This is a genomic window from Asticcacaulis sp. MM231, from assembly GCF_964186625.1.
Taxonomy (GTDB): Bacteria; Pseudomonadota; Alphaproteobacteria; order Caulobacterales; family Caulobacteraceae; genus Asticcacaulis.
Window position 1 is genome coordinate 2106029 of sequence record NZ_OZ075108.1, and the last position, 23436, is coordinate 2129464.

At 55.5% G+C, this 23436-nt stretch carries 27 protein-coding genes, 2 tRNA genes and 1 pseudogene; 16 read left to right on the top strand and 14 right to left on the bottom strand.

The genetic code is table 11. The annotated features are described in order from the left end of the window. The first annotated feature begins 84 nt into the window (after positions 1-84). Both rlmB and ABQ278_RS10345 read left to right on the top strand, forming a co-directional pair. The gene (gene rlmB / locus ABQ278_RS10340) at positions 85-819 is read left to right on the top strand and encodes a 23S rRNA (guanosine(2251)-2'-O)-methyltransferase RlmB (protein ID WP_349319519.1); all 735 of its coding nucleotides are present in this window, start codon (positions 85-87) and stop codon (positions 817-819) included. An 81-nt stretch (positions 820-900) separates the two neighbouring features. Further along, positions 901-1665 (top strand): YjbE family putative metal transport protein, encoded by a 765-nt coding sequence (locus ABQ278_RS10345; RefSeq protein WP_349319520.1) that lies wholly within the window; start codon positions 901-903, stop codon positions 1663-1665. A gap of 34 nt (positions 1666-1699) precedes the next feature. On the opposite strand, the gene ABQ278_RS10350 is transcribed toward ABQ278_RS10345, so the two are convergent. Together ABQ278_RS10350 and metG are read right to left on the bottom strand one after the other, a co-directional pair. After that, on the bottom strand, positions 1700-2146 hold the full coding sequence (locus ABQ278_RS10350; RefSeq protein ID WP_349319521.1) for a DUF805 domain-containing protein: 447 nt from the start codon (positions 2144-2146) through the stop codon (positions 1700-1702). Positions 2147-2176: 30 nt separating this feature from the next. Further along, positions 2177-3892 carry a methionine--tRNA ligase gene (gene metG, locus ABQ278_RS10355; RefSeq protein WP_349319522.1) on the bottom strand — a complete coding sequence of 572 codons (1716 nt, stop codon included), beginning with the start codon at positions 3890-3892 and terminating at the stop codon, positions 2177-2179. A gap of 152 nt (positions 3893-4044) precedes the next feature. On the opposite strand from metG, the gene ABQ278_RS10360 reads away from it, so the two are divergent. The 4 genes from ABQ278_RS10360 (at position 4045) to ABQ278_RS10375 (ending at position 6321) form a co-directional block, all read left to right on the top strand. Continuing rightward, positions 4045-4120: transfer RNA gene (locus ABQ278_RS10360), tRNA-Thr, on the top strand. 148 nt (positions 4121-4268) lie between these two features. Next, on the top strand, positions 4269-5687 hold the full coding sequence (locus ABQ278_RS10365) for an integrase arm-type DNA-binding domain-containing protein (RefSeq protein ID WP_349319523.1): 1419 nt from the start codon (positions 4269-4271) through the stop codon (positions 5685-5687). Further along, on the top strand, positions 5633-5992 hold the full coding sequence (locus ABQ278_RS10370; RefSeq protein ID WP_349319524.1) for a type II toxin-antitoxin system RelE/ParE family toxin: 360 nt from the start codon (positions 5633-5635) through the stop codon (positions 5990-5992). Before ABQ278_RS10365 ends, ABQ278_RS10370 begins: the two co-directional genes overlap by 55 nt. Continuing rightward, complete coding sequence (locus tag ABQ278_RS10375) at positions 5989-6321, top strand: XRE family transcriptional regulator (protein WP_349319525.1); 333 nt, start codon at positions 5989-5991, stop codon at positions 6319-6321. Before ABQ278_RS10370 ends, ABQ278_RS10375 begins: the two co-directional genes overlap by 4 nt. Before the next feature lie 257 nt (positions 6322-6578). On the opposite strand, the gene ABQ278_RS10380 is transcribed toward ABQ278_RS10375, so the two are convergent. After that, complete coding sequence (locus ABQ278_RS10380; protein ID WP_349319526.1) at positions 6579-6782, bottom strand: hypothetical protein; 204 nt, start codon at positions 6780-6782, stop codon at positions 6579-6581. Between the two features lie 51 nt (positions 6783-6833). Here ABQ278_RS10380 and ABQ278_RS10385 point away from each other — a divergent pair, with 51 nt between their 5' ends. Both ABQ278_RS10385 and ABQ278_RS10390 read left to right on the top strand, forming a co-directional pair. Next, on the top strand, positions 6834-7538 hold the full coding sequence (locus ABQ278_RS10385; protein ID WP_349319527.1) for a hypothetical protein: 705 nt from the start codon (positions 6834-6836) through the stop codon (positions 7536-7538). Between the two features lie 37 nt (positions 7539-7575). After that, the gene (locus ABQ278_RS10390; RefSeq protein WP_349319528.1) at positions 7576-8319 is read left to right on the top strand and encodes a DUF3307 domain-containing protein; all 744 of its coding nucleotides are present in this window, start codon (positions 7576-7578) and stop codon (positions 8317-8319) included. A gap of 28 nt (positions 8320-8347) precedes the next feature. Here ABQ278_RS10390 and ABQ278_RS10395 read toward each other — a convergent pair whose 3' ends face one another. The 4 genes from ABQ278_RS10395 to ABQ278_RS10410 all read right to left on the bottom strand — a co-directional run bounded on the left by ABQ278_RS10395 (position 8348) and on the right by ABQ278_RS10410 (position 10604). Continuing rightward, positions 8348-9217, bottom strand: coding sequence for an integrase arm-type DNA-binding domain-containing protein (locus ABQ278_RS10395; protein WP_349319529.1), 870 nt, complete (start codon positions 9215-9217; stop codon positions 8348-8350). A 163-nt stretch (positions 9218-9380) separates the two neighbouring features. Beyond that, positions 9381-9456 (bottom strand) — tRNA-Thr (locus ABQ278_RS10400). Between the two features lie 147 nt (positions 9457-9603). After that, a complete protein-coding gene (gene ilvC, locus ABQ278_RS10405) occupies positions 9604-10401 on the bottom strand; it encodes a ketol-acid reductoisomerase (protein WP_349319530.1) in 798 nt (265 codons plus the stop codon). Positions 10402-10403: 2 nt separating this feature from the next. Continuing rightward, the gene (locus ABQ278_RS10410; RefSeq protein WP_349319531.1) at positions 10404-10604 is read right to left on the bottom strand and encodes a hypothetical protein; all 201 of its coding nucleotides are present in this window, start codon (positions 10602-10604) and stop codon (positions 10404-10406) included. A 56-nt stretch (positions 10605-10660) separates the two neighbouring features. Between ABQ278_RS10410 and ABQ278_RS10415 the strand changes: the two genes are divergently transcribed. After that, positions 10661-11467, top strand: a complete 807-nt coding sequence (locus ABQ278_RS10415; RefSeq protein WP_349319532.1) for a thymidylate synthase — start codon at positions 10661-10663, stop codon at positions 11465-11467. Then, a complete protein-coding gene (locus ABQ278_RS10420) occupies positions 11467-11982 on the top strand; it encodes a dihydrofolate reductase (RefSeq protein WP_349319533.1) in 516 nt (171 codons plus the stop codon). Before ABQ278_RS10415 ends, ABQ278_RS10420 begins: the two co-directional genes overlap by 1 nt. Here the strand turns inward: ABQ278_RS10420 and ABQ278_RS10425 are convergent. From ABQ278_RS10425 to ABQ278_RS10435, 3 genes are all read right to left on the bottom strand, one after another. Next, a complete protein-coding gene (locus ABQ278_RS10425; RefSeq protein WP_349319534.1) occupies positions 11979-12788 on the bottom strand; it encodes an acyltransferase family protein in 810 nt (269 codons plus the stop codon). The two genes, ABQ278_RS10420 and ABQ278_RS10425, sit on opposite strands and share 4 nt — an antisense overlap. Positions 12789-12829: 41 nt before the next feature. Next, complete coding sequence (locus tag ABQ278_RS10430) at positions 12830-13282, bottom strand: hypothetical protein (RefSeq protein ID WP_349319535.1); 453 nt, start codon at positions 13280-13282, stop codon at positions 12830-12832. A 356-nt stretch (positions 13283-13638) separates the two neighbouring features. Next, complete coding sequence (locus ABQ278_RS10435; RefSeq protein WP_349319536.1) at positions 13639-13944, bottom strand: hypothetical protein; 306 nt, start codon at positions 13942-13944, stop codon at positions 13639-13641. Positions 13945-14416: 472 nt separating this feature from the next. Between ABQ278_RS10435 and ABQ278_RS10440 the strand changes: the two genes are divergently transcribed. From ABQ278_RS10440 to ABQ278_RS10450, 3 genes are all read left to right on the top strand, one after another. Then, entirely contained in the window at positions 14417-15658 is a 1242-nt protein-coding gene (locus tag ABQ278_RS10440) for a serine hydrolase domain-containing protein (protein ID WP_349319537.1), read from the top strand. An 80-nt stretch (positions 15659-15738) separates the two neighbouring features. Beyond that, positions 15739-16731, top strand: coding sequence for a magnesium transporter CorA family protein (locus ABQ278_RS10445; protein WP_349319538.1), 993 nt, complete (start codon positions 15739-15741; stop codon positions 16729-16731). A gap of 60 nt (positions 16732-16791) precedes the next feature. Beyond that, positions 16792-17052 (top strand): hypothetical protein, encoded by a 261-nt coding sequence (locus tag ABQ278_RS10450; protein WP_018083080.1) that lies wholly within the window; start codon positions 16792-16794, stop codon positions 17050-17052. 54 nt (positions 17053-17106) lie between these two features. Here the strand turns inward: ABQ278_RS10450 and ABQ278_RS10455 are convergent. Together ABQ278_RS10455 and ABQ278_RS10460 are read right to left on the bottom strand one after the other, a co-directional pair. Beyond that, positions 17107-18416: pseudogene (locus ABQ278_RS10455) on the bottom strand (sorbosone dehydrogenase family protein). Between the two features lie 115 nt (positions 18417-18531). Continuing rightward, on the bottom strand, positions 18532-19038 hold the full coding sequence (locus ABQ278_RS10460; protein ID WP_349319539.1) for a response regulator: 507 nt from the start codon (positions 19036-19038) through the stop codon (positions 18532-18534). A gap of 275 nt (positions 19039-19313) precedes the next feature. On the opposite strand from ABQ278_RS10460, the gene ABQ278_RS10465 reads away from it, so the two are divergent. The 3 genes from ABQ278_RS10465 (at position 19314) to ABQ278_RS10475 (ending at position 21682) form a co-directional block, all read left to right on the top strand. After that, the gene (locus ABQ278_RS10465) at positions 19314-20294 is read left to right on the top strand and encodes a magnesium transporter CorA family protein (protein ID WP_018083077.1); all 981 of its coding nucleotides are present in this window, start codon (positions 19314-19316) and stop codon (positions 20292-20294) included. Positions 20295-20345: 51 nt separating this feature from the next. Next, positions 20346-20837 carry a methylated-DNA--[protein]-cysteine S-methyltransferase gene (locus ABQ278_RS10470; protein WP_349319540.1) on the top strand — a complete coding sequence of 164 codons (492 nt, stop codon included), beginning with the start codon at positions 20346-20348 and terminating at the stop codon, positions 20835-20837. A gap of 314 nt (positions 20838-21151) precedes the next feature. Continuing rightward, the gene (locus ABQ278_RS10475) at positions 21152-21682 is read left to right on the top strand and encodes a cytochrome c family protein (protein ID WP_349319541.1); all 531 of its coding nucleotides are present in this window, start codon (positions 21152-21154) and stop codon (positions 21680-21682) included. On the opposite strand, the gene ABQ278_RS10480 is transcribed toward ABQ278_RS10475, so the two are convergent. After that, on the bottom strand, positions 21679-22461 hold the full coding sequence (locus ABQ278_RS10480) for a hypothetical protein (RefSeq protein WP_349319542.1): 783 nt from the start codon (positions 22459-22461) through the stop codon (positions 21679-21681). The two genes, ABQ278_RS10475 and ABQ278_RS10480, sit on opposite strands and share 4 nt — an antisense overlap. Before the next feature lie 104 nt (positions 22462-22565). After that, positions 22566-23375 (bottom strand): class II aldolase/adducin family protein, encoded by an 810-nt coding sequence (locus ABQ278_RS10485; protein WP_349319543.1) that lies wholly within the window; start codon positions 23373-23375, stop codon positions 22566-22568. Positions 23376-23436: the final 61 nt, after the last annotated feature.

A 23436-nucleotide genomic window follows, 5' to 3' on the forward strand; every position in this document is an offset into this window, starting at 1 on the left:
CCTGCTCATGTGGCCAGGCGCGAGGATGATAAGCGACCAAAACACAATAACAATCAACGTTCTAAGATCAGTGATGACGGCTGGTTGTGGGGCGTTCACGCGGTAGAGGCAGCGCTGAAAAATTCTTCGCGCGCCAGCCAATTAAAGCTGTTTTTAAGCGAGGAACGCGGCAAATCGGTGCCGCCGGCGTGGTCGAAGCGCTCAGAAATTCGCATCTCGGTGTTACCGATGAGCGATATTTCGCGTCTCTTGCCCCAAGGCGCGGTGCATCAGGGCATCGCCCTGAACGCGCCGGTGCTGGAAGGCAATTCGCTGGAAACCCTGATGGAGGGCGACACGAAGAATAGCCTTCAGGTCATTCTCATGATCGATCAGGTCACCGATCCACAGAATATTGGCGCCATTTTCCGTTCGGCCGCCGCGTTCGGCGTGCAGGGGCTGGTCATGCAGGACCGCCACTCCCCGCCCCTGCAAGGCGTGCTGGCCAAGACCGCGGCCGGCGCCATCGACATGGTGCCCTTTGCGCGCGTCACCAACCTCTCTCGTGCCCTGGAAGCCCTGAATGAGCAAGGCTATGTCAGCGTTGGTCTTGCCGGCGAAGGCGCGTTCAACCTGCATGAGCTTCTGGCGCAGCAAGGCTGGGGCAAATCGCTGAAAAAGCTGGTACTGGTGCTTGGCTCCGAAGGCGAAGGCATCCGCCGCCTTGTGGCCGAACACTGCGATCATCTGGCGCGCATCCCCATGCCGGGCGGTTTCGAGAGCCTCAATGTCAGTCACGCCGCCTCGATTTCGCTTTATGAGGTCTGCGCGCGTCGGTAAGAATTGACATGCGCGGCCTATCCCTTATCTAGGGTAAACAGCTCTTTTTAAGGTGATCCCGTGGCGCTCGAGACCTCTTTCATGACTATCGATCCTGTCCTGCTGTCTCAAGGCCTGGCCCTTGTGCAGGTCATCTTCATCGACGTCGTGATGGCGGGCGATAATGCCGTGGCCGTCGGTATCGCCGCCGCCGGCCTGCCCGCCGACAAGCGCCGTCTCGCCATCATCTATGGCCTGATCGGCGCCGTCATCCTGCGCGTCGGCTTCGTCCTGATCACTGTCCAGTTGCTGGCCATGGTCGGCCTGTTGCTCGCCGGCGGTATCCTGCTTTTGTGGGTGTGCTGGAAGATGTGGCGCGAACTGCACGAGCACCACGAGACCGAGCAGGCCGAAGCGCTCATTATGGCCGGCAATGCCAACCTGACCGACGCGGAGAAAGCCGAGCGCGACACCCAGCCCAAACAAGTATCAACCAAAAAGACCAAGACCCTTCTGTCCGCCACCCTGCAGATCCTGGCGGCCGATATCTCCATGTCGCTCGATAACGTGCTGGCGGTTGCCGGCGCCGCGCAGCACCATGTTGAAATTCTCGTCTTCGGTCTGTTGCTCTCCATCGCCGCCATGGGCGTGGCCGCCAACCTGATCGCCAAGGTTCTGCACAAGTATCGCTGGATCGCCTTTGGCGGCGTGGCGGTTGTGCTGTTCGTGGCGCTGAAGATGATCTGGGAAGGCGGTCACCAGATCTGGGAATTCGGCCACTGCGACGCCACGCTCAAGTGTGTGCCGGTCATGACGCATGAAGTCGTGGTGTGGTGGAAAGAGTTCTTCTCCGGATTTGGAAAATAAAAAAGAGGGCCGCCAAGCCCTCTTTGTCAACTCATTAAAAAACGTCTGGTGAGCCACCAATGCCTTTCGGGGACGGACCGTACTTATTCGGTCCCTGCGTTCCATCCATGAAACCGCACTCGATGAAGGTCCAAAGACCTCCGATAATCGGGATAAACAGGATAAGATACATCCAGCCCGATTTGTTGCGGTCATGCCAGCGCTTGGATACCAGACAAACACCGATCCATGTCAGAAGCACAACACTGATCAGGTACACCAGCCCAAACAGAGGCGGAAACTCGCCACGCTCCAGATTGTTGAAAGCCCCCGTTGCGCCCCCAACGGCGCCTATGCCGACACCAAAGACAAGACTGATCCCCAGCGACCATAACCAATAATGCAGGCGGCGAATGCGGCCCTTAGCGCTGAAGAGTACATTTTTCCAATCATTCATGATCAATTCCTCGAAGGGTTGAAGCCGCACCTCGAAGCTAGCCATAAAAACACACTTCGTAAACTTAAGAAGTCGTCAGGTTTCGCTGCCGCCGAAGCGTGCGGTCCATTCGGCCACCATATCGTCGTCGATCTTCTTGAACAGCACCTCGCCCGATTGAACCTGCGTCCCTGCCACCAGTTTGGTCAGTTCGGCTTTGGCGTCATCCGAAGGCCAGGCCAGCGGCAACTGAACACCCACGCAGTCCGCGATGCTTTGTGCGGCAAACGGAATGATCGGCTGCGCAAGAACAGCGTAAAGCCGTACCAGATTGAGGCCGTGGCGCACGATCACGCCGGCCCGTACCGTATCGGTCTTGAAGGCCGTCCACGGCGCGGCTTCCTGCAGGTATTCATTACCCAGCACCCATATGCGACGCACGGCTTGAGCGGCCTTGCGCATTTCCATAGCTTCGAAAGCTTCCGCCGCCTCGACCAGAAGCGCCGAGACATCGGCATAGAGCTTCTCTTCCAGCGGTCCCGCCTCGCCGCCTTCCGGCACCACGCCGTCAAACTTCAATTCGGTGAACTTCAGGATACGGTTGACAAAATTGCCGAGCACATCGGCCAGATCCTTGTTGATCGTCGCCTGGAACTGCTCCCAGGTGAACGACGAATCCGAGCTTTCGGGCGCATTGGCGATCAGGTACCAGCGCCAGTAATCGGCCGGCAGGATCTCCAGCGCCTGATCCATGAAGACGCCGCGATTCATGGAGGTCGAAAACTTACCGCCATACCAGTTGAGCCAGTTGAAGGCCTTCAGCGTATCGACCATCTTCCATGGCTCGCCCGAGCCCAGAATTGTGGCCGGGAAGCTGACCGTATGGAAGGCGACATTGTCCTTGCCCATGAATTCGACATAGCGAACATCCTCGGCGCCCTGATCGAGACGCCACCACTTTTGCCAACCGTCCGGATTACCTTGCGAGGTGAAATATTCCTTGGTCGAGCCGATATATTCGATCGGCGCATCGAACCAGACATAGAACACCTTGTCCTCGAAACCGGGACGCGGCTTGCCATCTTTCGTAACCGGCACCCCCCATTTCAGATCGCGCGTGATGCCACGGTCGATCAGGCCTTCTTCAAGATGCTTGTTGGCAATGGAGAGCGCCAGTTGCGGCCACTCAGACTTACCGGCGATCCATGCGCGCAATTGCGGCTCGACCTTGGTCTGCAACAGGTAAAGGTGACGGGTGTCACGCACTTCGAGATTACGCGAACCGGAAACCGCCGAATAGGGATTGATCAGGTCGGTCGGGTCCAGCAGACGGCCGCAGTTATCGCACTGGTCACCACGCGCCTTGTCGTAGCCGCAATGCGGACAGCTGCCTTCGACATAGCGATCCGGCAGAAAACGGCCATCATCGATCGAGTAGACCATCTTGTCGACGCGTTCTTCGATCAGGCCATTCTTATCCAGCGCCTCGCAAAAAGCTTGCGTAAGCTGGCGATTCTCCGGTGAGGACGAGCGACCAAACCAGTCATAGCTGAGCCCGAAGGCCTCGCCAGCGTTTTTCTGGATCAGGTGCTGCTCGTCGCAATAGGTGCGGACGTCCTGACCGGCCTTGGCGGCAGCCAGCTCGGCCGGCGTGCCGTGCTCGTCTGTGGCGCAAATATATAAGACCTCATGCCCACGCGCGCGCTGGAACCGGGCGAACACATCGGCCGGCAACATGGAACCGGCCAGATTGCCGAGGTGCTTGATGCCGTTGATATAGGGAAGCGCGGAGGTGATCAGGATGCGGGACATAAGGCTCTTTCAGCTCTCTAATGATGAGAAGGCCGTGGTCATAAACCATTTTGGCGGTTGAAATATAGGGATGATCGCTATTTCTTCAAAAAAATCCGCTCGCAGGATATGGACAAGCCGCTCCGCCATCGGCATAAGGGCGATCCGCTAGTGCCGGCTTAGCTCAGATGGTAGAGCAGTTGTTTTGTAAACATCAGGTCACGAGTTCAATTCTTGTAGCCGGCACCAGCGCCTCTTCCGATAACGTCCGGAATTGATTTATTTTTTCAATAAAATCTGATACTTTGGTGGAATGACGTCCGACGAAATCCGACGGCTTCCGACCACTTCCGGGAGCATTTGGGGTTCTTTTTGGGGGTCTCGAAGAAAACCCCCATTGGCCGAGACCCCCAAAATAAGTCTTACCAATTCCGCCATCAAAAATGCCAAGCCCCAGAAGAAGGATACGAAGCTCTACGATACGGGCGGATTGTTCCTGATTCTAAAGCCGTCCGGCAGTAAATTGTGGCGCTTAAAGTATCGCTTTGGCGGAATTGCGAAGACCCTGATGCTGGGCACTTATCCCGACATCGCGCTCAAGGATGCGCGTCGCAAACGCGACGAAGCCCGAAAGCTGCTGGCTGATGACATCGATCCCGGCGCCGAAAAGAAGCGGCAAAAGCTCGAGGCCGAGCTTTCAGCGGCCAGTACCTTCGGCGTCATATGCGACGAATTCCTAGATCTCCAGGAGAGCGACGGCCGCTCTAAGATGACCATGGTCAAAAACCGCTGGCTGGCAAAGCAACTGATGCCGGAACTCGGCAAACGCCCCATCACGGAGATTGAGCCGTTCGAAGTGTTGACCATCCTCAAGCGCGTCGAGCGTCGCGGTGCCCGCGAGACTGCCAAGAGGCTGTGCGAATTTGCCTGCAGGGTTTTCAACCTCGCCATCATCACCAGCCGGTCTAGGACCAATCCAGCAGCCAGTTTGTCCGGCGCGCTCGCCTCACCGAAGGTCAAGCATCACGCGGCGATCATAGAGCCCCTTGCATTTGGCAAGCTGCTTCGCGATATCGAGGCGACCGAGGGCTTCATGACATCCCGGCTGGCCCTGAAGATCTCCCCCCACCTGTTTGTGCGACCAGGCGAGTTGAGAAAGGCGGAGTGGTCTGAATTCGATTTCGAGGCGTGTGTCTGGAAGATACCTGCACCGAAGATGAAGCAACGGGTCGAGCACCACGTTCCCCTCTCCCGCCAGGCCATCGAAATCCTGGCCGAGGTCAGCCAACTGACAGGGACCAGTCGATACGTTTTCCCGTCGATCCGATCGAATAGCGTGCCGATGTCTGAGAATACCATCAATGCTATGTTGCGGCGTATGGGGTACGGCCATGACGTGATGACGGCCCATGGCTTCCGTAGTTCGGCCAGCACCCTTCTCAACGAATTGGGCCTGTGGTCGGCTGATGCCATTGAACACGCCCTTGCGCACAAGGAGACCAACAAGGTGCGTGCCGCCTATCACCGGGGCAAGCACTGGGATGAGCGAGTGAAGATGGCACAGTGGTGGTCCGACCATCTCGATAGGTTGCGGCATGGGGCCACGGTTATTTCGATCCAAACTGCTCTTGCTAAGCCACGTACCCTGAACGAGATGCGAGGACCGTGTGCCGTTCCAATTAATGAAGCGCCGTATTCGCACTCTCTAGCCACTCACTCAGATGGATTGACAAATTATGCCCTCTATGGAATATTCCCCTCATGGCATGTGAAGTCGAAGCTACCGACGAGTTCGGGTCTTGGTTCCACGGCCTAACTCTCGCGGAGAAAGACGACGTCATTGCATACGTCGAACTTCTTGCGGCTCATGATGTACGCCTTGGCTTTCCGCATTCGTCGGGAATAAAAGGGTCGCGTCATGCGCATATGCGAGAATTGCGGGTTCAAAGCGGCGGATCTCCCATAAGGATTTTCGACGCCTTTAATCCGCTTCGAAACGCGATCCTGTTGACCGCCGGCGATAAGACTGGCGACGACCGGTTCTACAGGAAAATGGTTCCCGTTGCTGACGCCCTTTATGATGTGCATCTGGAAGAATTGAAGAAGGAAGGCCTGACATGACTGGACACCTTGCGTTCAAAGACCTGGTTGGCGAACTCTCTCCTGAGCGCAGAGCCATAATCGACGCCAAGGTCGCGGCGCTGCGCGATGAGTTGACCCTTGCTGAGTTGCGCCAAGCACGAAAGCTCACCCAGGAACAAATGAGCGCCACTTTGAATGTTGGCCAGGCTGCCGTCGCCAAGATGGAAAAGCGTGTCGATATGTATGTAAGCAGCCTGCGCGGTTACGTAAAGGCGCTTGGCGGCGAGTTAGAAGTTGTTGCGAAATTCCCAGAGGGCGATGTGGTGATCAGCAATTTCGCAGCGATCGGTTCACCTGATGCTGCCTGAGCCATCCCCCTCTGACAGACCATGGACTGGTACTGTTTGGGACGCGATCAGCGGCTCGCGCGGCAATGCGCAAATTATGATGCTTCGGTCAGAGCTGATGGCGACGATTTGTAACCACATTAAAGACTGCAGGATGAATGAGAGACAAACCGCCCAAGCTTTGGGTGTTACTGCAAGTCAGGCCGCAGATTTATTAAAAGGCAGACTTAGCCATTTTGACGTCGAGACCCTGCTGCTGCTTCTACAAATGTGCGGTGCTAGCTTTCATTGGAGGATTTCCAAACAGGCATAACATCCGGCGGGGTTTGTTTTGAACCTGGTGTAAAGGCAGAGGCATCCGACATATCAGCCAGGCTCAAGCGTTGTAGGGATCCGTCATTTTCTAAAATTCGTTGCAACATCGACGCCTGAGGCAGCATAAAGGCAACCCTACGTTTAGAAATCGTGTCCTTGACAGCCAAATTCGGCTGTCCTAAGACAGACACACAAAAACGGCTGTCTTGGAAGCACATATGGCAAATCCTCGTTGGACCCGACGCGCCGTTTTAACGGGCGATATTATCAATTCCTCCCGGCTCTCTCCCGAGGCTCTAGGGGCGGTCAGACGCACTTTGGCGGAAACGGTGGATAGCTTTCACGCCTTATGGCCAGATGTCATAATCGGTGAGTTGGATTTTTTCCGCGGCAACTCCTGGCAACTCCTCCTTGCCGATCCCAAACAGTCACTACGCTTAGCGGTACTTCTACGATCGAAACTACGTGCTGTGCTGCAAGTCGACACGCGCATCGCTATTGGTATCGGTTACACTAGCAACATCGAACATTCCAAAATCTCGCTTTCCACAGGTGAAGCTTTCACCGTTTCGGGTCGTGCACTCGACGAAATGGGAACCTATTTCCAGTTGACCGGCGCCACAGCTGAAGGTTTGGGGGCCATAGAGGATTGGGTACCGCTGACCTTCCAACTTTGCGGTGCAATTATGCGAAACTGGACGCGTCGGCAGTCGGAGATTGTCGCTCAAGCCCTTGTCATGAAGCAGCCAGAGCACGAAGAAATTGCGAATGCTCTCATACCGCCTGTAGCCAAACAGACCGTAAGCAAGGCTCTGCAGGCGGCGAACTGGCGGGCTTTAACCAGCGCTTTAAAAGCATTTGAAAGAGCCGACTGGAACGCGATCTTTATGGTCGAGAACAAACAGCCAAGTTCGGCTGTCTGAGCATAGACACCCAAATGCGGCTGCCCGGGGACAAACCATGCTGACAACATTTTTGGCACTTTTGACGGCACACCTGATCTCAGACTTTTTTCTGCAAACCGAATGGATGGTTGCCAGAAAAAAAGAGCCGGCCATTCTACTCTTGCATATCGCGATCACGGTGGTGGCTGCGGCGGTCACCTTAGGTGGCACGCCTATACCAATTTTGGCAATATTAGCTGTCACCCACCTTTTTGTGGATGCGATAAAAACTCACCTATTAAAAGACAGCCTGCGCTCTTTCTTAGCAGACCAGCTCGCTCACCTTATCGTAATAGTTGGGTTATGCTGGCTCTACCCTACGACTTTCCACGACTGGTGGTGGCCGCACTGGCTTGCGACAAGTCAATTGCCATATTACCTGGCCGGCCTTTGCCTCGCTTCAGGGATCATTCTGAATCTGCTCGTTGGCGCAATTCTGATCAGGAAAATGACGACCCAATTTACGTTACAGATCCGCGATAACATTCGGGGGCTGGAAAAAGGCGGCTACTATATCGGCCTGCTCGAGCGCGGCTTGGTAATGCTATTTATCCTTATCAATCAGCCGGCTGGCGTCGGCTTCTTAATAACTGCCAAATCAATCCTACGCTTTGGGGACGTTAAAAACTCTACGCAACGCAGGTCTACGGAATATATCATAATCGGCACTTTCATGAGCTTCGGCTGGAGCTTCCTGATCGCCGTGCTTACGCAAAATGCAATAAAACACTGGCTTCCTGGCTTACAATCCAATCAATGACAGCGTTTCGCTTCGCCCGAACAAGCCATCACGGATTATGAATGACTAGGGCCTGATGGCACAACGGAACGGCATGTTCCATACGCGCTTTCATTTTCGTTGCTGGTATGCGCCAAACATAAGAATTAAGATCAATTTCGGCCCATTCCGCGCGGCGAAGCTCGCCAGGGCGAACAAACAGCAGCGCAGATAACTGTAAAGCAATGCGCGTAGACGGATGGCCCTCGTAGCCATCAATTGCTCGCAGCATTTCGCCTGCCTTGTTGGGGTCGAGGATGGCGGCATGATGCTTGGGTTTGCGATTCGCCAATGCGCCGCGCAGATCACGGGTCGCATCGGATGGCGCAAGCTGATTGGCGACTGCATATCGGAAGACCTGCCCAATGAACTGCAATGTCCTGTGAGCCTTTTCGTCATTCTTTGATGCCTCGAACGGACGAACCGCATCCAGAATTTCATAGGGAGCTATTTCTGCGATAGGCCGGTTACCGAGGGTTTTATCGACCAAGCGCACGAACCACTCGCGCTTTTGAACTGTCGCTTCAGCCAAGCCATCGCGTTGGTTTTTGGCTATATACGCTTTCGCCACCACCCTGAACGTATTCGACGCGCCGATCATGGCAGCATGCTTATCTCGGCGCTTCTGTTCGGCGGGATCTACGCCATTTGCGAGCAAACGCCGCGCTTCGTCACGTCTCTCACGCGCGCTCTTTAAGCCAACCTCAGGATACGTCCCGAGAGAGAGTTTTTTCTCGGTTCCAACATTATTTCGGAATTTCACCTTCCAAAGACGGCCACCCGATGGCGTCACGAGGAGGTATAGGCCTTTTTCATCTGCCAACTTGTAGGGCTTCGCCATAGGCTTAGCGTTGCGCAGCGCGATATCCGTAAGTGCCATTTGGGGGCCTCTCATTTTCGCCATTTGCGAAAGGCCCCCACCGAGGCCCCCAAATCGCCCGGATGCGAGCGGACAGGGGCGCACACTGACGGCCAACTATACCCAAAACTACCAGATTTTATTGAATTTTTCAACCTTCGGCGCACTTCGGCGAACGAGGTAGTGGTGCCGCTTAGGTGACTCGAACACCTGACCCCCGCATTACGAATGCGGTGCTCTACCGGCTGAGCTAAAGCGGCCCGGAACTTCCGCGAGGCAGAAACCTCTCGCGACAACAAATGCGCAAGGCTGCACAAACGTGACCGTTCCTTACACACACCTGTTTCAGATGCCAAGCGCAGAATTCTAAAAATACGCGCTTTTTGAGATTTAATCGTGGAAGAGTGTCAGCAGTCGTTCGCCGCCTTCGCCACGCCATCGAGATAACGCTTGGTCTGATCGAGCAGATTATGGTTCAGGCCAGTGCGGCGACCAAGTAGGTCAGGACTGCCGGCGTTATAGTCGCTCATAAGCTGGCGAACGAAAGCGCCGGACTGCACGTCTTTCAGCACATCCTGCATGGCCAGGCGGCTGGCGCCGTTGATAACACGCGGGCCAGTGAGATAGGCGCCGTACTCGGCGGTGTTGCTGATCTTCTCGAAGCCGCCGGACATGCCAAGCTCCCACAAAAGATCGACCACCAGCTTGAGTTCATAACAGGTTTCGAACCACGCCACCTCCGGCGGATAACCGGCGTCGACCAGCGTCTGAAAGCCATCGCTCACCAGATTGCGCGTGCCCCCGCAAAGCACGACCTGCTCTCCAAAAAGATCGCTTTCGCATTCGTCCTTCATGGTGGTTTCAAGGATGCCCTTGCGCCCACAACCAAGCGCGGCGGCAAAGGACAAGCCCAGCGCCTTTGCGTCACCGGTGGCGTCCTGCTGGATGGCGAACAGGCAGAAGACGCCCTCCCCCGCCACATAGATGTCGCGGATACGCGGCCCGATGCCCTTGGGCGAGACCAGCAGCACATCGACATCGGCCGGCGGCGTCACCAGCCCAAAATTGCACGACAGGCCGTGGGCGAAAATGAGCGCCTGCCCCGCACGCAGGTGCGGATTGATCTCGTCATGGAAAAGCTTCTGGTGTGCCTCGTCCGAGGTCAGTATGACCAGGACATCGGCCCATTTTACCCCTTCCGCCACCGTCACCACCTCGAAACCATCGGCCTCGGCTTTTGCGCGGGTCTTAAGTCCGGCTTCAGCGCCACCCTGATCTGCGTCACGCCGGAATCGCGGGCATTGAGCGCCTGGGTGCGGCCCTGGCTGCCATATCCAATCACCAGCACCTTACGGCTTTGGATAACTGACAGGTCGCAGTCACGATCGTGATAAACGGTTAAGGACATGGCAGCGCACCTCGGCTATACTAATTCAGAATCGTCATCTGTATAAAGTAAGCGCCATGTTTGATCACCCCGAATATCAGTATCTCAATCTGGTGCGCGACATCATGGACAATGGCTTTGCCCGTTCGGATCGCACCGGCACGGGGACGCTGGGCCTGTTCGGCCGTCAGATCCGCTTCGATCTGTCGCAGGGCTTTCCGCTCCTGACCACCAAGAAGGTGCATTTCAAGTCGATCGCGGTCGAGCTTTTGTGGTTCCTGCGCGGCGATACCAATGTCAGATATCTTCACGACCACGGCGTCACCATCTGGGATGAATGGGCCGATGAGAAGGGCGACCTGGGCCCGGTTTATGGCAAACAGTGGCGCTCATGGGCAGCGCCAGACGGCCGCGTCATCGACCAGATGAAGAACCTAGTCGAGAACCTCAAAACCAATCCCTATTCGCGCCGCCATGTTATTTCGGCGTGGAACCCGACCGAGGTCGACGACATGGCCCTGCCACCGTGTCATTGCCTGTTTCAGTTCTTCGTCGCGGAGGGAAAACTGAGCTGCCAGCTTTACCAGCGCTCGGCGGATATCTTTCTGGGCGTGCCGTTCAATATCGCCTCCTATGCCCTGCTGACCCATATGGTGGCGCAGGCCGTCGGGCTGGAAGCCGGCGATTTCGTCCACAGCTACGGCGACGTCCACCTCTATACCAACCATATGGAGCAGGCGAAGACCCAGCTTGAGCGCACGCCGTTCGATTTCCCCAAACTGGTTATGACGCCCAAAACCGATCTGTTCGGCTTCGATTATGCCGATTTTGCTGTCGAAAACTATCAGTCGCATGGCGCGCTGAAGGCTAAGGTGGCTGTCTGATGGCGAAGGTAAGACTGGCCCTCGTGGTTGCCATGAGCGACAACGGCGTAATCGGCAAAAACGGCGGCCTGCCGTGGCACCTGCGCTCAGACCTCAGGCGCTTCAAGGAAATCACCCAGTTCAAGCCTATCATTATGGGCTCGACCACATGGGATTCTTTACCCAAAAAGCCTCTGCCCGGCCGTCTCAATATCGTGCTGACCCGCGATCCGCGTATGGAGGCTGACGGCGGCATTATCTGCAACAGCCTGTTCGAGGCGCTCGACATCGCTCGCGAACATGCGGCCGACGATGGTGCCGATGAGATCTGTGTCATTGGTGGCGCCAATGTCTATGAACAGACCCTGCCGAAGGCCGATCGGATCTATGTCAGCCATGTCCATGCCGATGTCGAGGGCGATGCCCACTTCCCAAAAATCGATCCCTCAGTTTGGAAGGTGACCTCGGAAGAGTCATTCGCCAAAACGGAAAACGACGATCACGACTTTACCCTGAAAATTTACGAGCGGATTTAGGCTGTAAAACGAGGCTTTACATTAGCGTCCTTGTTTAGATTGGTAAAGTCACCAGCCTGCAAAGCAAGCCCGCGGAACGCACGCTTCGCGGCCGTCCAGGCCGCCCACAGCCCTATACAACTGATCATGGCCAAAACGCCATCCAGCAGTGGTTGGTCGATATGGAACCATGCATACAAGGTCTTTTGACTTAAGGCCGGCATTATTGCATGCAACAGGTAGATGGTGAAAATCGCCTGACTGCACAGCATGACCGGCCGCGAGAAAATCCTCGGAATAGGCACACTGGATGCCCAGCACAGCAGTACACCGCCCAGGACAAATATGAGGCATTGACTCCATGAGCCCCACAATAGGCTAAAGCCACAGAGAAGCACCATTACGGTAGCTGTCAGGCGGTATATCCAGCCATGTTGACCTTGCGCGCGTTCCAGGCTGGCATGGATGAACCAGCCGATCACAAAATTCCACAACTGAAGATGCGGGAGCCAGTCATAGAGTGCGCTCGTATCCCATATGTCAGGGAAAATCACCACTACCATGCCGGACACCAGCAAGAACAACAATGACGCTGTGTAGAGGTGACGAACGATAAGATCGCGCACGACAGGCACGACAAACAGTATCATCAGCCCCAGACATATCTGCAGCATGACCTGGATATACCAGTAGGGCATAAAGGGGGGAAAGAAGCTGTCGGCGGTAAACCAATGACTGACGAAGAAGAACTCGCTCCAGACAAATTGACGTTTTAGCGCGAACACCAACAGGATCAGCGCCATGGCCGGCCAAAAGATCTGCCACATGAACCGCCAGAGGGAGCAGAATATCGGTCTGGATGCGGTAATTAAACAGTTTCTGCATGGCCATACCGATTTTGAAGGTCTGTGATGGTGGCCGTCTGCCAGTCCGCCGGCAAGAAGCCAATCCGCTCTTCGAGCGCCAGACTCACCTGCACATAGGAAAGGGAATCGCCTGCCAGGGATCTAAAACTATCCGCCTCACTGACGGCTTTACCGAACAGTTCGGCGTAAAGCGTGCGGAAGGACATATCATCAGTGCGTTTGAAACCGAGCAGGGCAAGCATTTCGCTGCCAAACCGCTTTACGAACGCGATCGAAAAAACAAGGCTGACCGCATCACCCAGACTGAGGCTTCTCGCCAAGCCCTTGGTGCCCGTCGTTTCCAGAACCAGAGCGTTCAGCGCTTGATAATCCGTCTTGCCATTCGCCAGCCGCGGCACAGTTTCGACCTGATATACACGCAACAGGGTCTCGGGCAGATGGTAACTGCGGGCCATGTCCGGCAGGCTTTGCAGGAGGCATTCTCCATCGCCTGTTCTGGTGGCAGATAGCTGATCCGCGGCGCCGCCTCTGTCTGGCCGTACATGACAAAAAATTGCCAGCCTTGCCGGCCGCCTAGATTGGCGAAATGCCGCACAAGTCTTGGATCAAGACGCCCGCCCGCCTGTGTGACATAGCGCAGATCCGGCAAATCGCGCAAACGATCACTGCGCGCAATGACTTCGAAGCTATAGGGTACACCAGCAAAGCAGGTGATCTTTTGCGCTTTCAGGATATCCCAGAAAGCCTCATCCGTCACCAAAGTATCACTGAGAACGACCCGCGCACCTGCCAGCAAATGGCTGTTCAGAACTTACAGGCCGTAAGCATAGTTGAGCCTGAGATTGAGCAGGACAGAGTTATCGGGGCCTATGCTCAGATAGTCTGCGATAGAGGCAGCGTTGCTGTCCAGATTGCGCCGGGACAGTTTAACAAATTTAGGTGCGCCGGTAGAGCCGGAGGTCGACAGGAGAAGGCAAAGCTCAGGATGAAGTCCCAGCGTCCGGCTGTGCCGTGCCGTCAAGCCTTCCCCGGCAAGATCACCCTGCCGGATGACATAGTTCGGCTCGTAACGTTCGATTAGTGCCTGCAACTGGCTATCGGCGTACTCTGAAAACATATGCACGACATGGCCGGCCTGAATGCAGCCCAGATAGGCGACGACAGAAGCAATATCCCGCCCGACTTCCAGGAAGACAAGGCTTCGCCTGCTCGATAATCGCTCTGCAAACTGACCTGCCAGGTCAGCCAGGTCATCTTAGCTGACATCGCGATCGCCAGCACGAAGCGCAAGGCGCGCCTTGAAAGCCTTTAGCCCTAATAACAGGGACATTCGTTGTCATTCCCGCCGCCTCAGATGCCAGGAAGCTACACCAAGACCTTCAAAATTTGAATAGCGACATTCTTCCTGTATTCACTCACAAAAATATGACCGTCGTAAATTTGTCGTTTACCAAAACCATTTTGAAACTATTTACCGTTTAACGTAAACTCTTCCGTATAGACGGCGGATTCGCCATCGATTTTTTATTTGCAAAAGCGCAGGACGACCGTCCGCGATTTTGGGAAATATTTACTGGTTTTGTAAGCCTATGACCGCAACGCATGAAAATCCGGCGCTTCTGACACGCCGTTCCACACTCGCTTTGATGCTGGCTGCGCTGGCTGGAAATGCCGCCGGCCCTTCCCTGATCAAAACAGCCGAAACCATCGCTGCGATCGCACCCAGGAAGCTGGCGCCCCCCCTCCTGCAATGGCCCACCCTCGATACCCTGGCGCAGACCATGGTCGACAAAAAGCTGACCCCTGGTCTGTCGCTCAGCGTCATGAGCGCAGGCGTTCTGCTCTATTCCAGAGGCTTCGGCATGGCCAATGTGGAAACCAGCGCCGCTGTTACGCCCCAGACCGAATTCCGCGTCGCCTCGATCACCAAGCAATTCACCGCTGCCGCTATCCTGCTGCTGGCCGAAGACGGCCTTTTAAGCGTCGATGACAGTCTGGCGAAATTCATGCCGGACTTCCAACGCGCCACCGATATCACCCTGCGCCAATTGCTCAGCCACACGTCTGGCATGGGCGACTACATCAATGGGCAGGCGCAAAGCATCCTGACCGAAGCGCAGAGCCGTGACTATACCGCCAGTGAACTGATGGCGATCATCAGCGCGCGCCAGCCCCTCTACAAGGCCCAACCCGGCGCCACCTGGCTCTATAGCAACAGCGCCTTCACCATTCTGGGCCTGATCGTGGAAAAGCTCTCAGGTCTGGCACTGGCTGATTTCTTTCAGCAGCGCTTGTTCATTCCGGCCGGTCTGGCGCAAACGAAGATCGACAAGACCTGCACGGCGGCCGCGGTCTGCAACGGCTATCGCCCCAATTTTCGCGCGCCCACCAAGTACGACCTGGCCACGCCAATTTCGCCAAGCTTCGCCGGTGGTGCGGGCGCCATCCGCTCAACGACCGAAGACCTCTGCCTGTGGCATTGCGCTCTGCTCGAAGGCAAGGTGCTGAAACCGGCCAGCCTGCAGGCCATGTTGACCCCGACCCTGCTGAAAAATGGCACACCCGCCTATGAACGGCGTGGTGTCGAAGCGCTGGAATATGGCCTGGGCCAGGGCCTTGGCACCTTTGACAGCCTGAAGGTGGCCTCACATGGCGGCCGCATCAACGGCTTCACCGGCCACTTGCGTAGTTTCACCGACAACAAACTGACCGTGGCCATCCTCTACAACAGCGATGGCGGCGGCGCGCCCGGCTTTTCAGGGGCACAAAAGGGTCTGCGCACCGAGGCCAGCCGCCTCGGCATCGCTTACCTCGGCCTGAACAAGGCCTGACGTCCGGCGGCGTCGTAAAAGCTTCAAGCTCCGATCCTATACCTGAACCTGCGCCGTTCTGACGCTCGGGTTCCTGCGCTATGATGACCGCCTATTATCATGAAGATGGCGCGCTCAAGACTGCCTTGCTGGCGCGAGCCAAGGACAACCGTGCCGCCATATGCAGGGCTTCGGTGTGGATTGATCTGCAAAATCCGATGCCAGAAGAAGAGCGTTATCTCAAAGAACATCTGAGCATAGCTATACCCACGCGGGGTGAAATCTGGCGTAATCAGGCGCTAAACCGTCTTTACAAGGAAGACGGCACGACCTTCATGACAGCGGCGATCCTGCACAAGATCAATTCAACTCATCCCAAAACGAGTGCGGTTACCTTCATACTGACCGAACGCTGTCTGGTGACCATACGTCACATTGCCCCCACCTCTTTCAGCCATTTCCAGCAACGCCTTCTCAACAACCCCGCCGTCTTCATGAATGGACCGGATGTGCTGGAAGGCCTGCTGCAGGAAATGTTCATGCGTGTGGCCTGGCATATGGAACTGCTGGTCGATGGCGTCGATGATCTATCACGCCGGATTTTTGATGACCACGCTTTCGAAAACAAGCAGGGTAATCCGTCAATCCTGATGCGCCGCGTCCTGCAAAAGCTGGGCTCCCTCGCCGATCTGAATTCCAAGATACATGAAAGCCTGCAAAGCCTCGAACGTATGCTGATCTTCTCCCGCAAGACGGCGCGGCCTGATCAGATCGAGCTGCAGGAAGATCTCGACATGCTGATCAGCGACGCCGAGGCCTTGTTGTCCCAAACCAACTTTATGGCCGATAAGATCAACTTCCAGCTCGACGCCACGCTTGGCATGATCAATGTCGAGCAAAACCTGATCTCGAAAATTTTCTCGACCGTGGCGGTCTTTTTCCTGCCGCCCACTCTGATTTCCAGCATCTATGGCATGAACTTCGCCCATATGCCCGAACTGCACTGGCAGGTCGGTTATCCTGTGGCGCTTAGTCTCATGGTCGCGGTCTCCACCATAACCTATATCTACTTCAAGCGGCGCGGCTGGCTGTAACTCCGTATCTTCTTTTTATGGCGCGCATGGCAAGTTTAAAACTCACCAAGGAGAAACATCATGACCCCTCGTGCTTATCATCTGATCGACAAGAACACCGGCGAAGAGGTCTTCGCCTCAACGGATTTTCAGTTCGCTGACCGCCCCTTGCCCAATCATCGCATTCAGGATGCCGTACTGCACGAACACTATGGCGCACCAGCCATTGTCGATCGCGTCGAGGATCAGGAAGATGGTTCGGTACATGTGTTTATTGACGGTTCGGAAGAAGTCATGAACGATGATCTCGTTGATCCCGACCAGAGCTATCGTCGCTCCTGATCAACAGACTAAAAAGCTAAGGACGCATCATGGGTTTGATGCGCCCTTTTTATATCAACTGGCCGGCGTTACACGCCAGATGACATTGCCGACATCATCGGCGACCAGCAGCCCACCCTTGCTATCGATGGTTACGCCAACGGGTCGCCCCTGCGCCTTGCCCTCTTTATCGAGGAAGCCCGTAAGGATACTTTCCGGTTTGCCCGAAGGCATACCTTTGTCGAAGGGCACGAAAACAACGTCATAACCGCTTGGTGGATTACGGTTCCACGATCCGTGGCGTCCGATAAAGGCGCCACCGGCATAGTGGACCGGCAAAAGGCTGGCGCTATAGAAGGTAAGGCCCAGCGAAGCCGTATGCGGGCCCAGCGCATAATCAGGCGCTATCGCACTAGCGACCTTCTCCGGACTTTGCGGTTTCACACGCACATCGACGTGCTGGCCATAATAGCTGTAAGGCCAGCCATAGAAGGCGCCATCTTTTACAGAGGTCATATAATCAGGTACAAGATCGCTGCCGATCTCATCGCGTTCATTGACCACGGTCCACAAGGCGCCGGTTTGCGGTTGCCAGCTCATCCCGTTTGGATTGCGCAGGCCGCTGGCAAAAATGCGTTTCGCGCCGGTCGCCAGATCGATTTCGAGAATATTGGCGCGCTCGGTTTCTGCCGCCATACCGTTTTCGGCCACATTGCTGTTGGAGCCGACCGTTGCATAAAGCTTGGTGCCGTCGGGACGGGCAATGATGTTCTTGGTCCAGTGGTGATTGATCGTGCCCGCCGGCAAATCCGTCACCTTGATACCCGGCACAGTAATGAGCGTATCACCTGTGTGGTAGAGGAAACGCAACACCGCATCCGTATCGGCGACATAGAGTTGATCGCCGATCAACGCCATGCCAAAGGGCGAATTGAGCCCCTTCAGCAAGACCGTGCGCGTTTCAGCGACACCATCGCCATCGCTGTCACGCAACAGAGTAATGCGGTTAGGGCTTTCGGGGCCGGCACCGGCCTTTTTCATGATCATCGTCATGAAAAAGCCCCTGATCCCCTTGGCGTCGTCAGGCTTGGGCGGCGCATTGGTCTCGGCGACGAGCGTGTCGCCGTTGGGCAAGACATAGAGCCAGCGCGGATGCTCCAGGCCACGGGCGTAGGCCACGACCTTCAGCCCGGCCGCCGGCTTTGGCGCTACACCTTCAGGCCAGCCCACAGCGTCGGCGATTTTCACCGTTGGGAACAAGTCTTGTTCGGTTGCGGCAACTTAGGATTGGCGCCCACGCCATCCGTCACCTGTAATTTTGCCGTCTCGCCGCAGGCGGTCAGGGCTAGGCTCAAAGCGAGCAGGTGGAAGGGTTTGAGTTTCATTTGGCGGCCAATCCGGGTTTGATGGTTACGGTTATTGTACGAACCTATTAACCGCCTTGGACCATGAGGATGCACGGCCTATTGTGTCACCCTTTATAAGGATAGGGTATGGCGTTTAGGCGACGCGCGTCAGGCGCACTGCCTCGCCCGTGTGGGTAAGCCTGAAAGTCGTTAGGGTTGCCAGTATCGTCTTAAGTTGCACCAATGAGGCCGGCTTGACCATATAGCCGGAGGCTCCCAGTTCGCGGGCCCGCGACTGATCCAGATCACAGGTTGAACCGGTACACATGATCACCGCCACCTTGTTCAGGCTTTCATCACCTCGCAGGCAGGCCAGCATCTCGAAACCATCCATGCCCGGCATGTTGATATCCAGCAGCAAAAGATCGACCTTCTCTCCGCGCTCATGCACCTGCTTTAAAGCCTCAAGTGCCTCGCGCGCGCTGTGGGCCACGGACATATTGAACTGTATTTTGTCACGCACCTGCAGAAAAACACGCGTCAGCTCGATATCCGCCCTGCGATCATCGACCAGAAGAACATTGGCCAATATTTCAGGCGCCGCTGTTTCCGGAGTCAGGATTTCAGGGGCGGCGCATCGAACAGTCGTATCTGGCAGCATGACTTGATCCATAAGCAGACTAAATTAAACGACTGATATGAACAGATGGCAAGCCAGCGCTGGGCGATCATAAACAACCCAATCGCGGCGGCATCATAAACTCAAGCGGTCATTTTTCAGCAACATACCCTCAGGTGGATTACTTATTCGCTAAAACATGGACAACTTAGTCTTTCAAAACCACTCTGGACCTCGTCCTTTTTAGGAACCTTAAAGCCTGATAAATCCTTATGTTGTAGATTGCCCTCAAGACAGATATGGGCAGGGTTCATGGCATGATCACAGTTTTCTATATGGTAGGCGGTAAGATCGCCGAGGTTCAACTTGATCCTTCGCATGATGTGCCCGATGAACCCATATGGATCGATCTGATCAATCCGACCGAGGACGAACTTCGCCTCCTGCCGCAAAATCTCAACATCGCCCTGCCCTCGCGTGAGGAAATATGGCGCAACCATGCGCTTAACCGCATGTATACCCGCGATGGCAGTTCCTACATGACCGCCGTCCTGATCGATGATACCGCTAAAGGCAAGGCAGCCACCAGTGCGGTCACCTTCATCCTGACGCCTGATTTTTTGATCACCATTCGCGATATAGATCCGCCTGCGTTTCTGCGCGTACAGGAACTGTTGCTGCTCAATCCAAAACGCTTCACCAGCAGCCTGTCTATACTTGAGGGCCTTCTTGAACTGGTCATTACCGACGTGGCGGTTGACCATGATCGCGTCATCAAGGGGCTCGATGGCCTGTCGGGTCGCATCTTCGATGACCATGCGTTCGATGGTCGCAAAGGCAACCCCTCGCTCATCATGCGTGACGTGTTGAAGTCACTCGGCCATTGCGCCGATCTTAACGGCAAAATCAACGAGAGCGTGCATAGCCTGATCCGCCTGCTGACCTATTTCCGCGATGACCATTCCCCCGACAATCCAGCCGTAAGCCGCGCCGCCGGGCGCCTCATTAAGGATGCGCGCTCCCTTTCCGAGCAAACCGCTTTTCTAAACGACAAGATCAACTTCCAGCTTGAGACCAGCCTGGGCATGATCAATGTTGAGCAAAACCTGATCGCCAAGATATTTTCGGTAGTGGCACTCATCTTCCTGCCGCCTACCCTGGTGGTCGGCTTCTACGGTATGAATTTCGACAATATCCCCGAACTGCACTGGACGCACGGCTATCAGTTCGCCATCGCCGTCATGATCATGTTCGCGGTTATGCCGTACCTCTTTTTCCGGTATAAACGCTGGCTCTAGCTCTCAAAGTGTTGATTTGAGAACAGCCCGCCTGCATGAGACGCTCGTTTCATGGGAATCTATTTTTCACACATTGATACGCTTGTCGGCATGGCCGCCGCCGCGGTGGACGATGACGGCGCCCTGCTGGAATTCACCTTTCTCAATGGCGAAATGTCAAACCATATGGCGTGCGCCGATAAGGCTGAACATGCGCCACAAAAGCTAAGACATGTCACGCAACAAGTGCATGATTTTTTTGACCGAAAGCGTACTAGCTTCAATCTCAACATGAAGCCGAAAGGCACGCCTTTTCAGCAGAAGGTCTGGCAGGCGCTGTGCACTATTCCCTTCGGCGAAACGTGGTCTTATCAGGAACTCGCCATATCCATCGGCGATGCCAAGGCCACTCAAGCGGTTGGCGCCGCCAACGGCAAAAATCCGATTGCCCTGATCATTCCCTGCCACCGCGTCATCGGCAAAAACGGAACTCTGATAGGTTATGGCGGTGGTCTGCCTCTCAAACAGAAGCTCCTCGATTTCGAGACGCCGCTTTTGTTCTGAGGTGGTTTTGCCACAGCGTTGCGGCATAAAAGCGCAGAGTCAAGATTGTCATATGCCCTTAGGGCAAGTGTGGAATATGGTGGACTAAAGCCTCTTATATGGAGCCTCCCATGCCCGCACGCCTTTTGCTGATAGTCCTTGCGTCCTGTGTCATGCTTAGCGCCTGTAATGACGGACCGGGTGATTCCGCTCCCAGCGAAGTACCGGCCTCCGCGCCGGCCGACAGCAGCGCTTCATCGTAACGGTGCGACATTTTTGCTGTCGCCAAAACGCTCCGCCTCACTTAAGGGTGACATATCGCAAGGGGCTGACACATGAAAAAGACGGTTTTCCTTTTACTGGCTATGGCGGCATCTCTTAGCGCCTGTAACGCGCCACGTACCGCCGATAATGACGACGGGCAGGATATCTCCGTCGCCGCGCCGCACGACTACACCAACTCCGAAAAAGCGGCCATTCAGGCCACCTTCCCTGCGCCCTATAATACCGCCGATCTGGCGGCCGGCGAAAAACTGTTCACCAAGTGCCGCTCCTGCCACACCATCACACCGGACAAGATGAACCTGACCGGGCCCCATCTTTATGGCGTCTTCGGGCGTAAGTCCGGCACCGGACCTGGCTATACTTTCACCGAAGCCATGACCGAACATAATGTCACCTGGGATTTCGACACGCTAGACGCCTACATCACCGCGCCGCAAGTGGTCGTGAAGGGCACCAAGATGGGCTATCAGGGCGTCAAGGACGAGACCGAGCGCCATAACCTGCTGGCCTATCTCAAGCTCGAAACGACGCCTTATGTGCCTCCTTTGCCGACCTCTGCCTCAACGTCGTCCGCGCCCTAAAAAGTCTTCCACAGACTGACCATCACAGCCTTGACGACGGGCACATTACGACCAGCTACGGTCTGGCGCACGGAGAGTTGCACGCTCCTGTCGAGCTTTGGCCCGAAGTGGCGCACCACGCTCACTTCTGCATTGATCCATTTCGCCTGCCCCCAGCTTGCCTTGTCGGTCTGACCGGCGAAAACCTGCGCCATGACCATCCATTGCGGCGATGGCTTGATACCGATTGTGGCATCGACGCGCCATTGATCAGCTTCATATTGGCGTAAGTGGCGCGCGCCTTGCAGATCAACAAAGGCATCCTTACCGAGCCATTGGAAGCTCTTGCCGGCATAGGCCCGTAAATCAACATCCGTGCCTTGCTGCGTTGAGGCATCGAAATCGCTGCGACGTCCCTGCCCCAGCCCTTCGATACTGCCGCCAAAAGCCAGAACGACATCACGCCCCTTGTGCGCAGTCCAGCGCCCCGCAACCTCAACCGATCCCAGGCCGGAAAAGTCAGAAACTTCCGCCTTGTAATCCTGCAAGTTGACCTTGGCTGTGAGGGTAAAACGCTCACTCACGCCATGATCGACAAAGAGCGAAAGGTTCGTCTGGTCCCAAGTGTTCAGCTTGATAGTTTTATCACCGGAAAGATCAAACGCCCGGTCAGCATGACCCGGTTCGTAGCTGATAATAACCTGCGTATCGCCCGGCGCCTGTGGCCATGCGCCCGCCTGAGCTACGGAGGGTAAGGCGAGACACAAACATAGTATCGCAAATTTCAGGATGAGTTTCATCGTGTCCCCCCGACAGCACAACCACTTGCCGGAGCATCAAGACAAATATTCTCGTTTTACGCAAGTCCGTCCGGAGAAATAACCGCCTGGATTGTATTTATAACTCAGGCGTCATAGCCCGGCGCTTCGCGATTGAGCTTACGCATAAGACCTGGCCAGACCAGGCCGCCAACAAAACCTATGCCACCTGAGAGCGGCGCCACCTTGTCCTGAACCGCCTGTCCCACCTCCAGAACACCGTCACGCCCCACGCTTAAGGCCATGACCTGTTGCCGGCAGGCCTGTTCGAGAAAATACATAATGGTGAATGCCTCGGCCGCCGTTGTACCCCAGGTCAGGGTGCCGTGATTACGCAGCATCAGGATGCGCTTCTGACCGATATCGGCGACAAGACGTGCGCGTTCCTCCAGTTCCAGCGCCACCCCCTCATAGTCATGGTAGGCCAGTTGCGGACGCAGCAGCAGGGCGTTTTGCGTCAGAGGCAACAGGCCTTCTTTTTGCGCAGAAACAGCCGTCATGTGGTCGGTATGCAAGTGCAGAACAAAATGGGCATCGGCCAGAGCGCCATGAATAGCGCTGTGGATAGTAAAGCCCGCCGGATTAATCATGGCCGGCACATCACTCACCATCTTGCCCGCAATATCGACCTTAACCAGATCGGATGCCTTCATTTCGTTGAAGAAAATACCATAAGGATTGATCAGGAAATGATCGGTCTCCGAAGGTGCATAAGCACCATCCGGTTGTTTCACCCACGAATCCTTTGCGGCGATACGCGCCGAGATGTGGGTGAAGATCAGATCATCCCAGCCATAGAGCGCGGCCAAACGATAAAGCGCCGCCAGATCGCAACGCGCCTTCCATTCAACATCGGACATATCGACGCGGATGGGGGCCTGATCATCGTGAGCCATTTTAGGTTTCCTCTGCTTTTGATGGCATAGGAAACCCGATTTCAGGCGATGGCAAATGAAA

Coding starts and splice junctions, on each gene's coding strand:
- ABQ278_RS10385 (WP_349319527.1), top strand. CDS start 6,834: ATGGCAAATCCTCGTTGGACCCGACGCGCCGTTTTAACGGGCGATATT.
- ABQ278_RS10480 (WP_349319542.1), bottom strand. CDS start 22,461: ATGAAACTCATCCTGAAATTTGCGATACTATGTTTGTGTCTCGCCTTA.
- ABQ278_RS10465 (WP_018083077.1), top strand. CDS start 19,314: ATGATCACAGTTTTCTATATGGTAGGCGGTAAGATCGCCGAGGTTCAA.
- ABQ278_RS10420 (WP_349319533.1), top strand. CDS start 11,467: ATGGCGAAGGTAAGACTGGCCCTCGTGGTTGCCATGAGCGACAACGGC.
- ABQ278_RS10430 (WP_349319535.1), bottom strand. CDS start 13,282: ATGGCCCGCAGTTACCATCTGCCCGAGACCCTGTTGCGTGTATATCAG.
- ABQ278_RS10435 (WP_349319536.1), bottom strand. CDS start 13,944: ATGTTTTCAGAGTACGCCGATAGCCAGTTGCAGGCACTAATCGAACGT.
- ABQ278_RS10425 (WP_349319534.1), bottom strand. CDS start 12,788: ATGTGGCAGATCTTTTGGCCGGCCATGGCGCTGATCCTGTTGGTGTTC.
- ABQ278_RS10390 (WP_349319528.1), top strand. CDS start 7,576: ATGCTGACAACATTTTTGGCACTTTTGACGGCACACCTGATCTCAGAC.
- ABQ278_RS10350 (WP_349319521.1), bottom strand. CDS start 2,146: ATGGCTAGCTTCGAGGTGCGGCTTCAACCCTTCGAGGAATTGATCATG.
- ABQ278_RS10345 (WP_349319520.1), top strand. CDS start 901: ATGACTATCGATCCTGTCCTGCTGTCTCAAGGCCTGGCCCTTGTGCAG.
- ABQ278_RS10440 (WP_349319537.1), top strand. CDS start 14,417: ATGACCGCAACGCATGAAAATCCGGCGCTTCTGACACGCCGTTCCACA.
- ABQ278_RS10450 (WP_018083080.1), top strand. CDS start 16,792: ATGACCCCTCGTGCTTATCATCTGATCGACAAGAACACCGGCGAAGAG.
- ABQ278_RS10470 (WP_349319540.1), top strand. CDS start 20,346: ATGGGAATCTATTTTTCACACATTGATACGCTTGTCGGCATGGCCGCC.
- ABQ278_RS10485 (WP_349319543.1), bottom strand. CDS start 23,375: ATGGCTCACGATGATCAGGCCCCCATCCGCGTCGATATGTCCGATGTT.
- ABQ278_RS10460 (WP_349319539.1), bottom strand. CDS start 19,038: ATGCTGCCAGATACGACTGTTCGATGCGCCGCCCCTGAAATCCTGACT.
- ABQ278_RS10475 (WP_349319541.1), top strand. CDS start 21,152: ATGAAAAAGACGGTTTTCCTTTTACTGGCTATGGCGGCATCTCTTAGC.
- ABQ278_RS10410 (WP_349319531.1), bottom strand. CDS start 10,604: ATGTCCTTAACCGTTTATCACGATCGTGACTGCGACCTGTCAGTTATC.
- metG (WP_349319522.1), bottom strand. CDS start 3,892: ATGTCCCGCATCCTGATCACCTCCGCGCTTCCCTATATCAACGGCATC.
- ABQ278_RS10395 (WP_349319529.1), bottom strand. CDS start 9,217: ATGGCACTTACGGATATCGCGCTGCGCAACGCTAAGCCTATGGCGAAG.
- ABQ278_RS10375 (WP_349319525.1), top strand. CDS start 5,989: ATGACTGGACACCTTGCGTTCAAAGACCTGGTTGGCGAACTCTCTCCT.
- ABQ278_RS10370 (WP_349319524.1), top strand. CDS start 5,633: ATGGCATGTGAAGTCGAAGCTACCGACGAGTTCGGGTCTTGGTTCCAC.
- ABQ278_RS10445 (WP_349319538.1), top strand. CDS start 15,739: ATGATGACCGCCTATTATCATGAAGATGGCGCGCTCAAGACTGCCTTG.
- ABQ278_RS10415 (WP_349319532.1), top strand. CDS start 10,661: ATGTTTGATCACCCCGAATATCAGTATCTCAATCTGGTGCGCGACATC.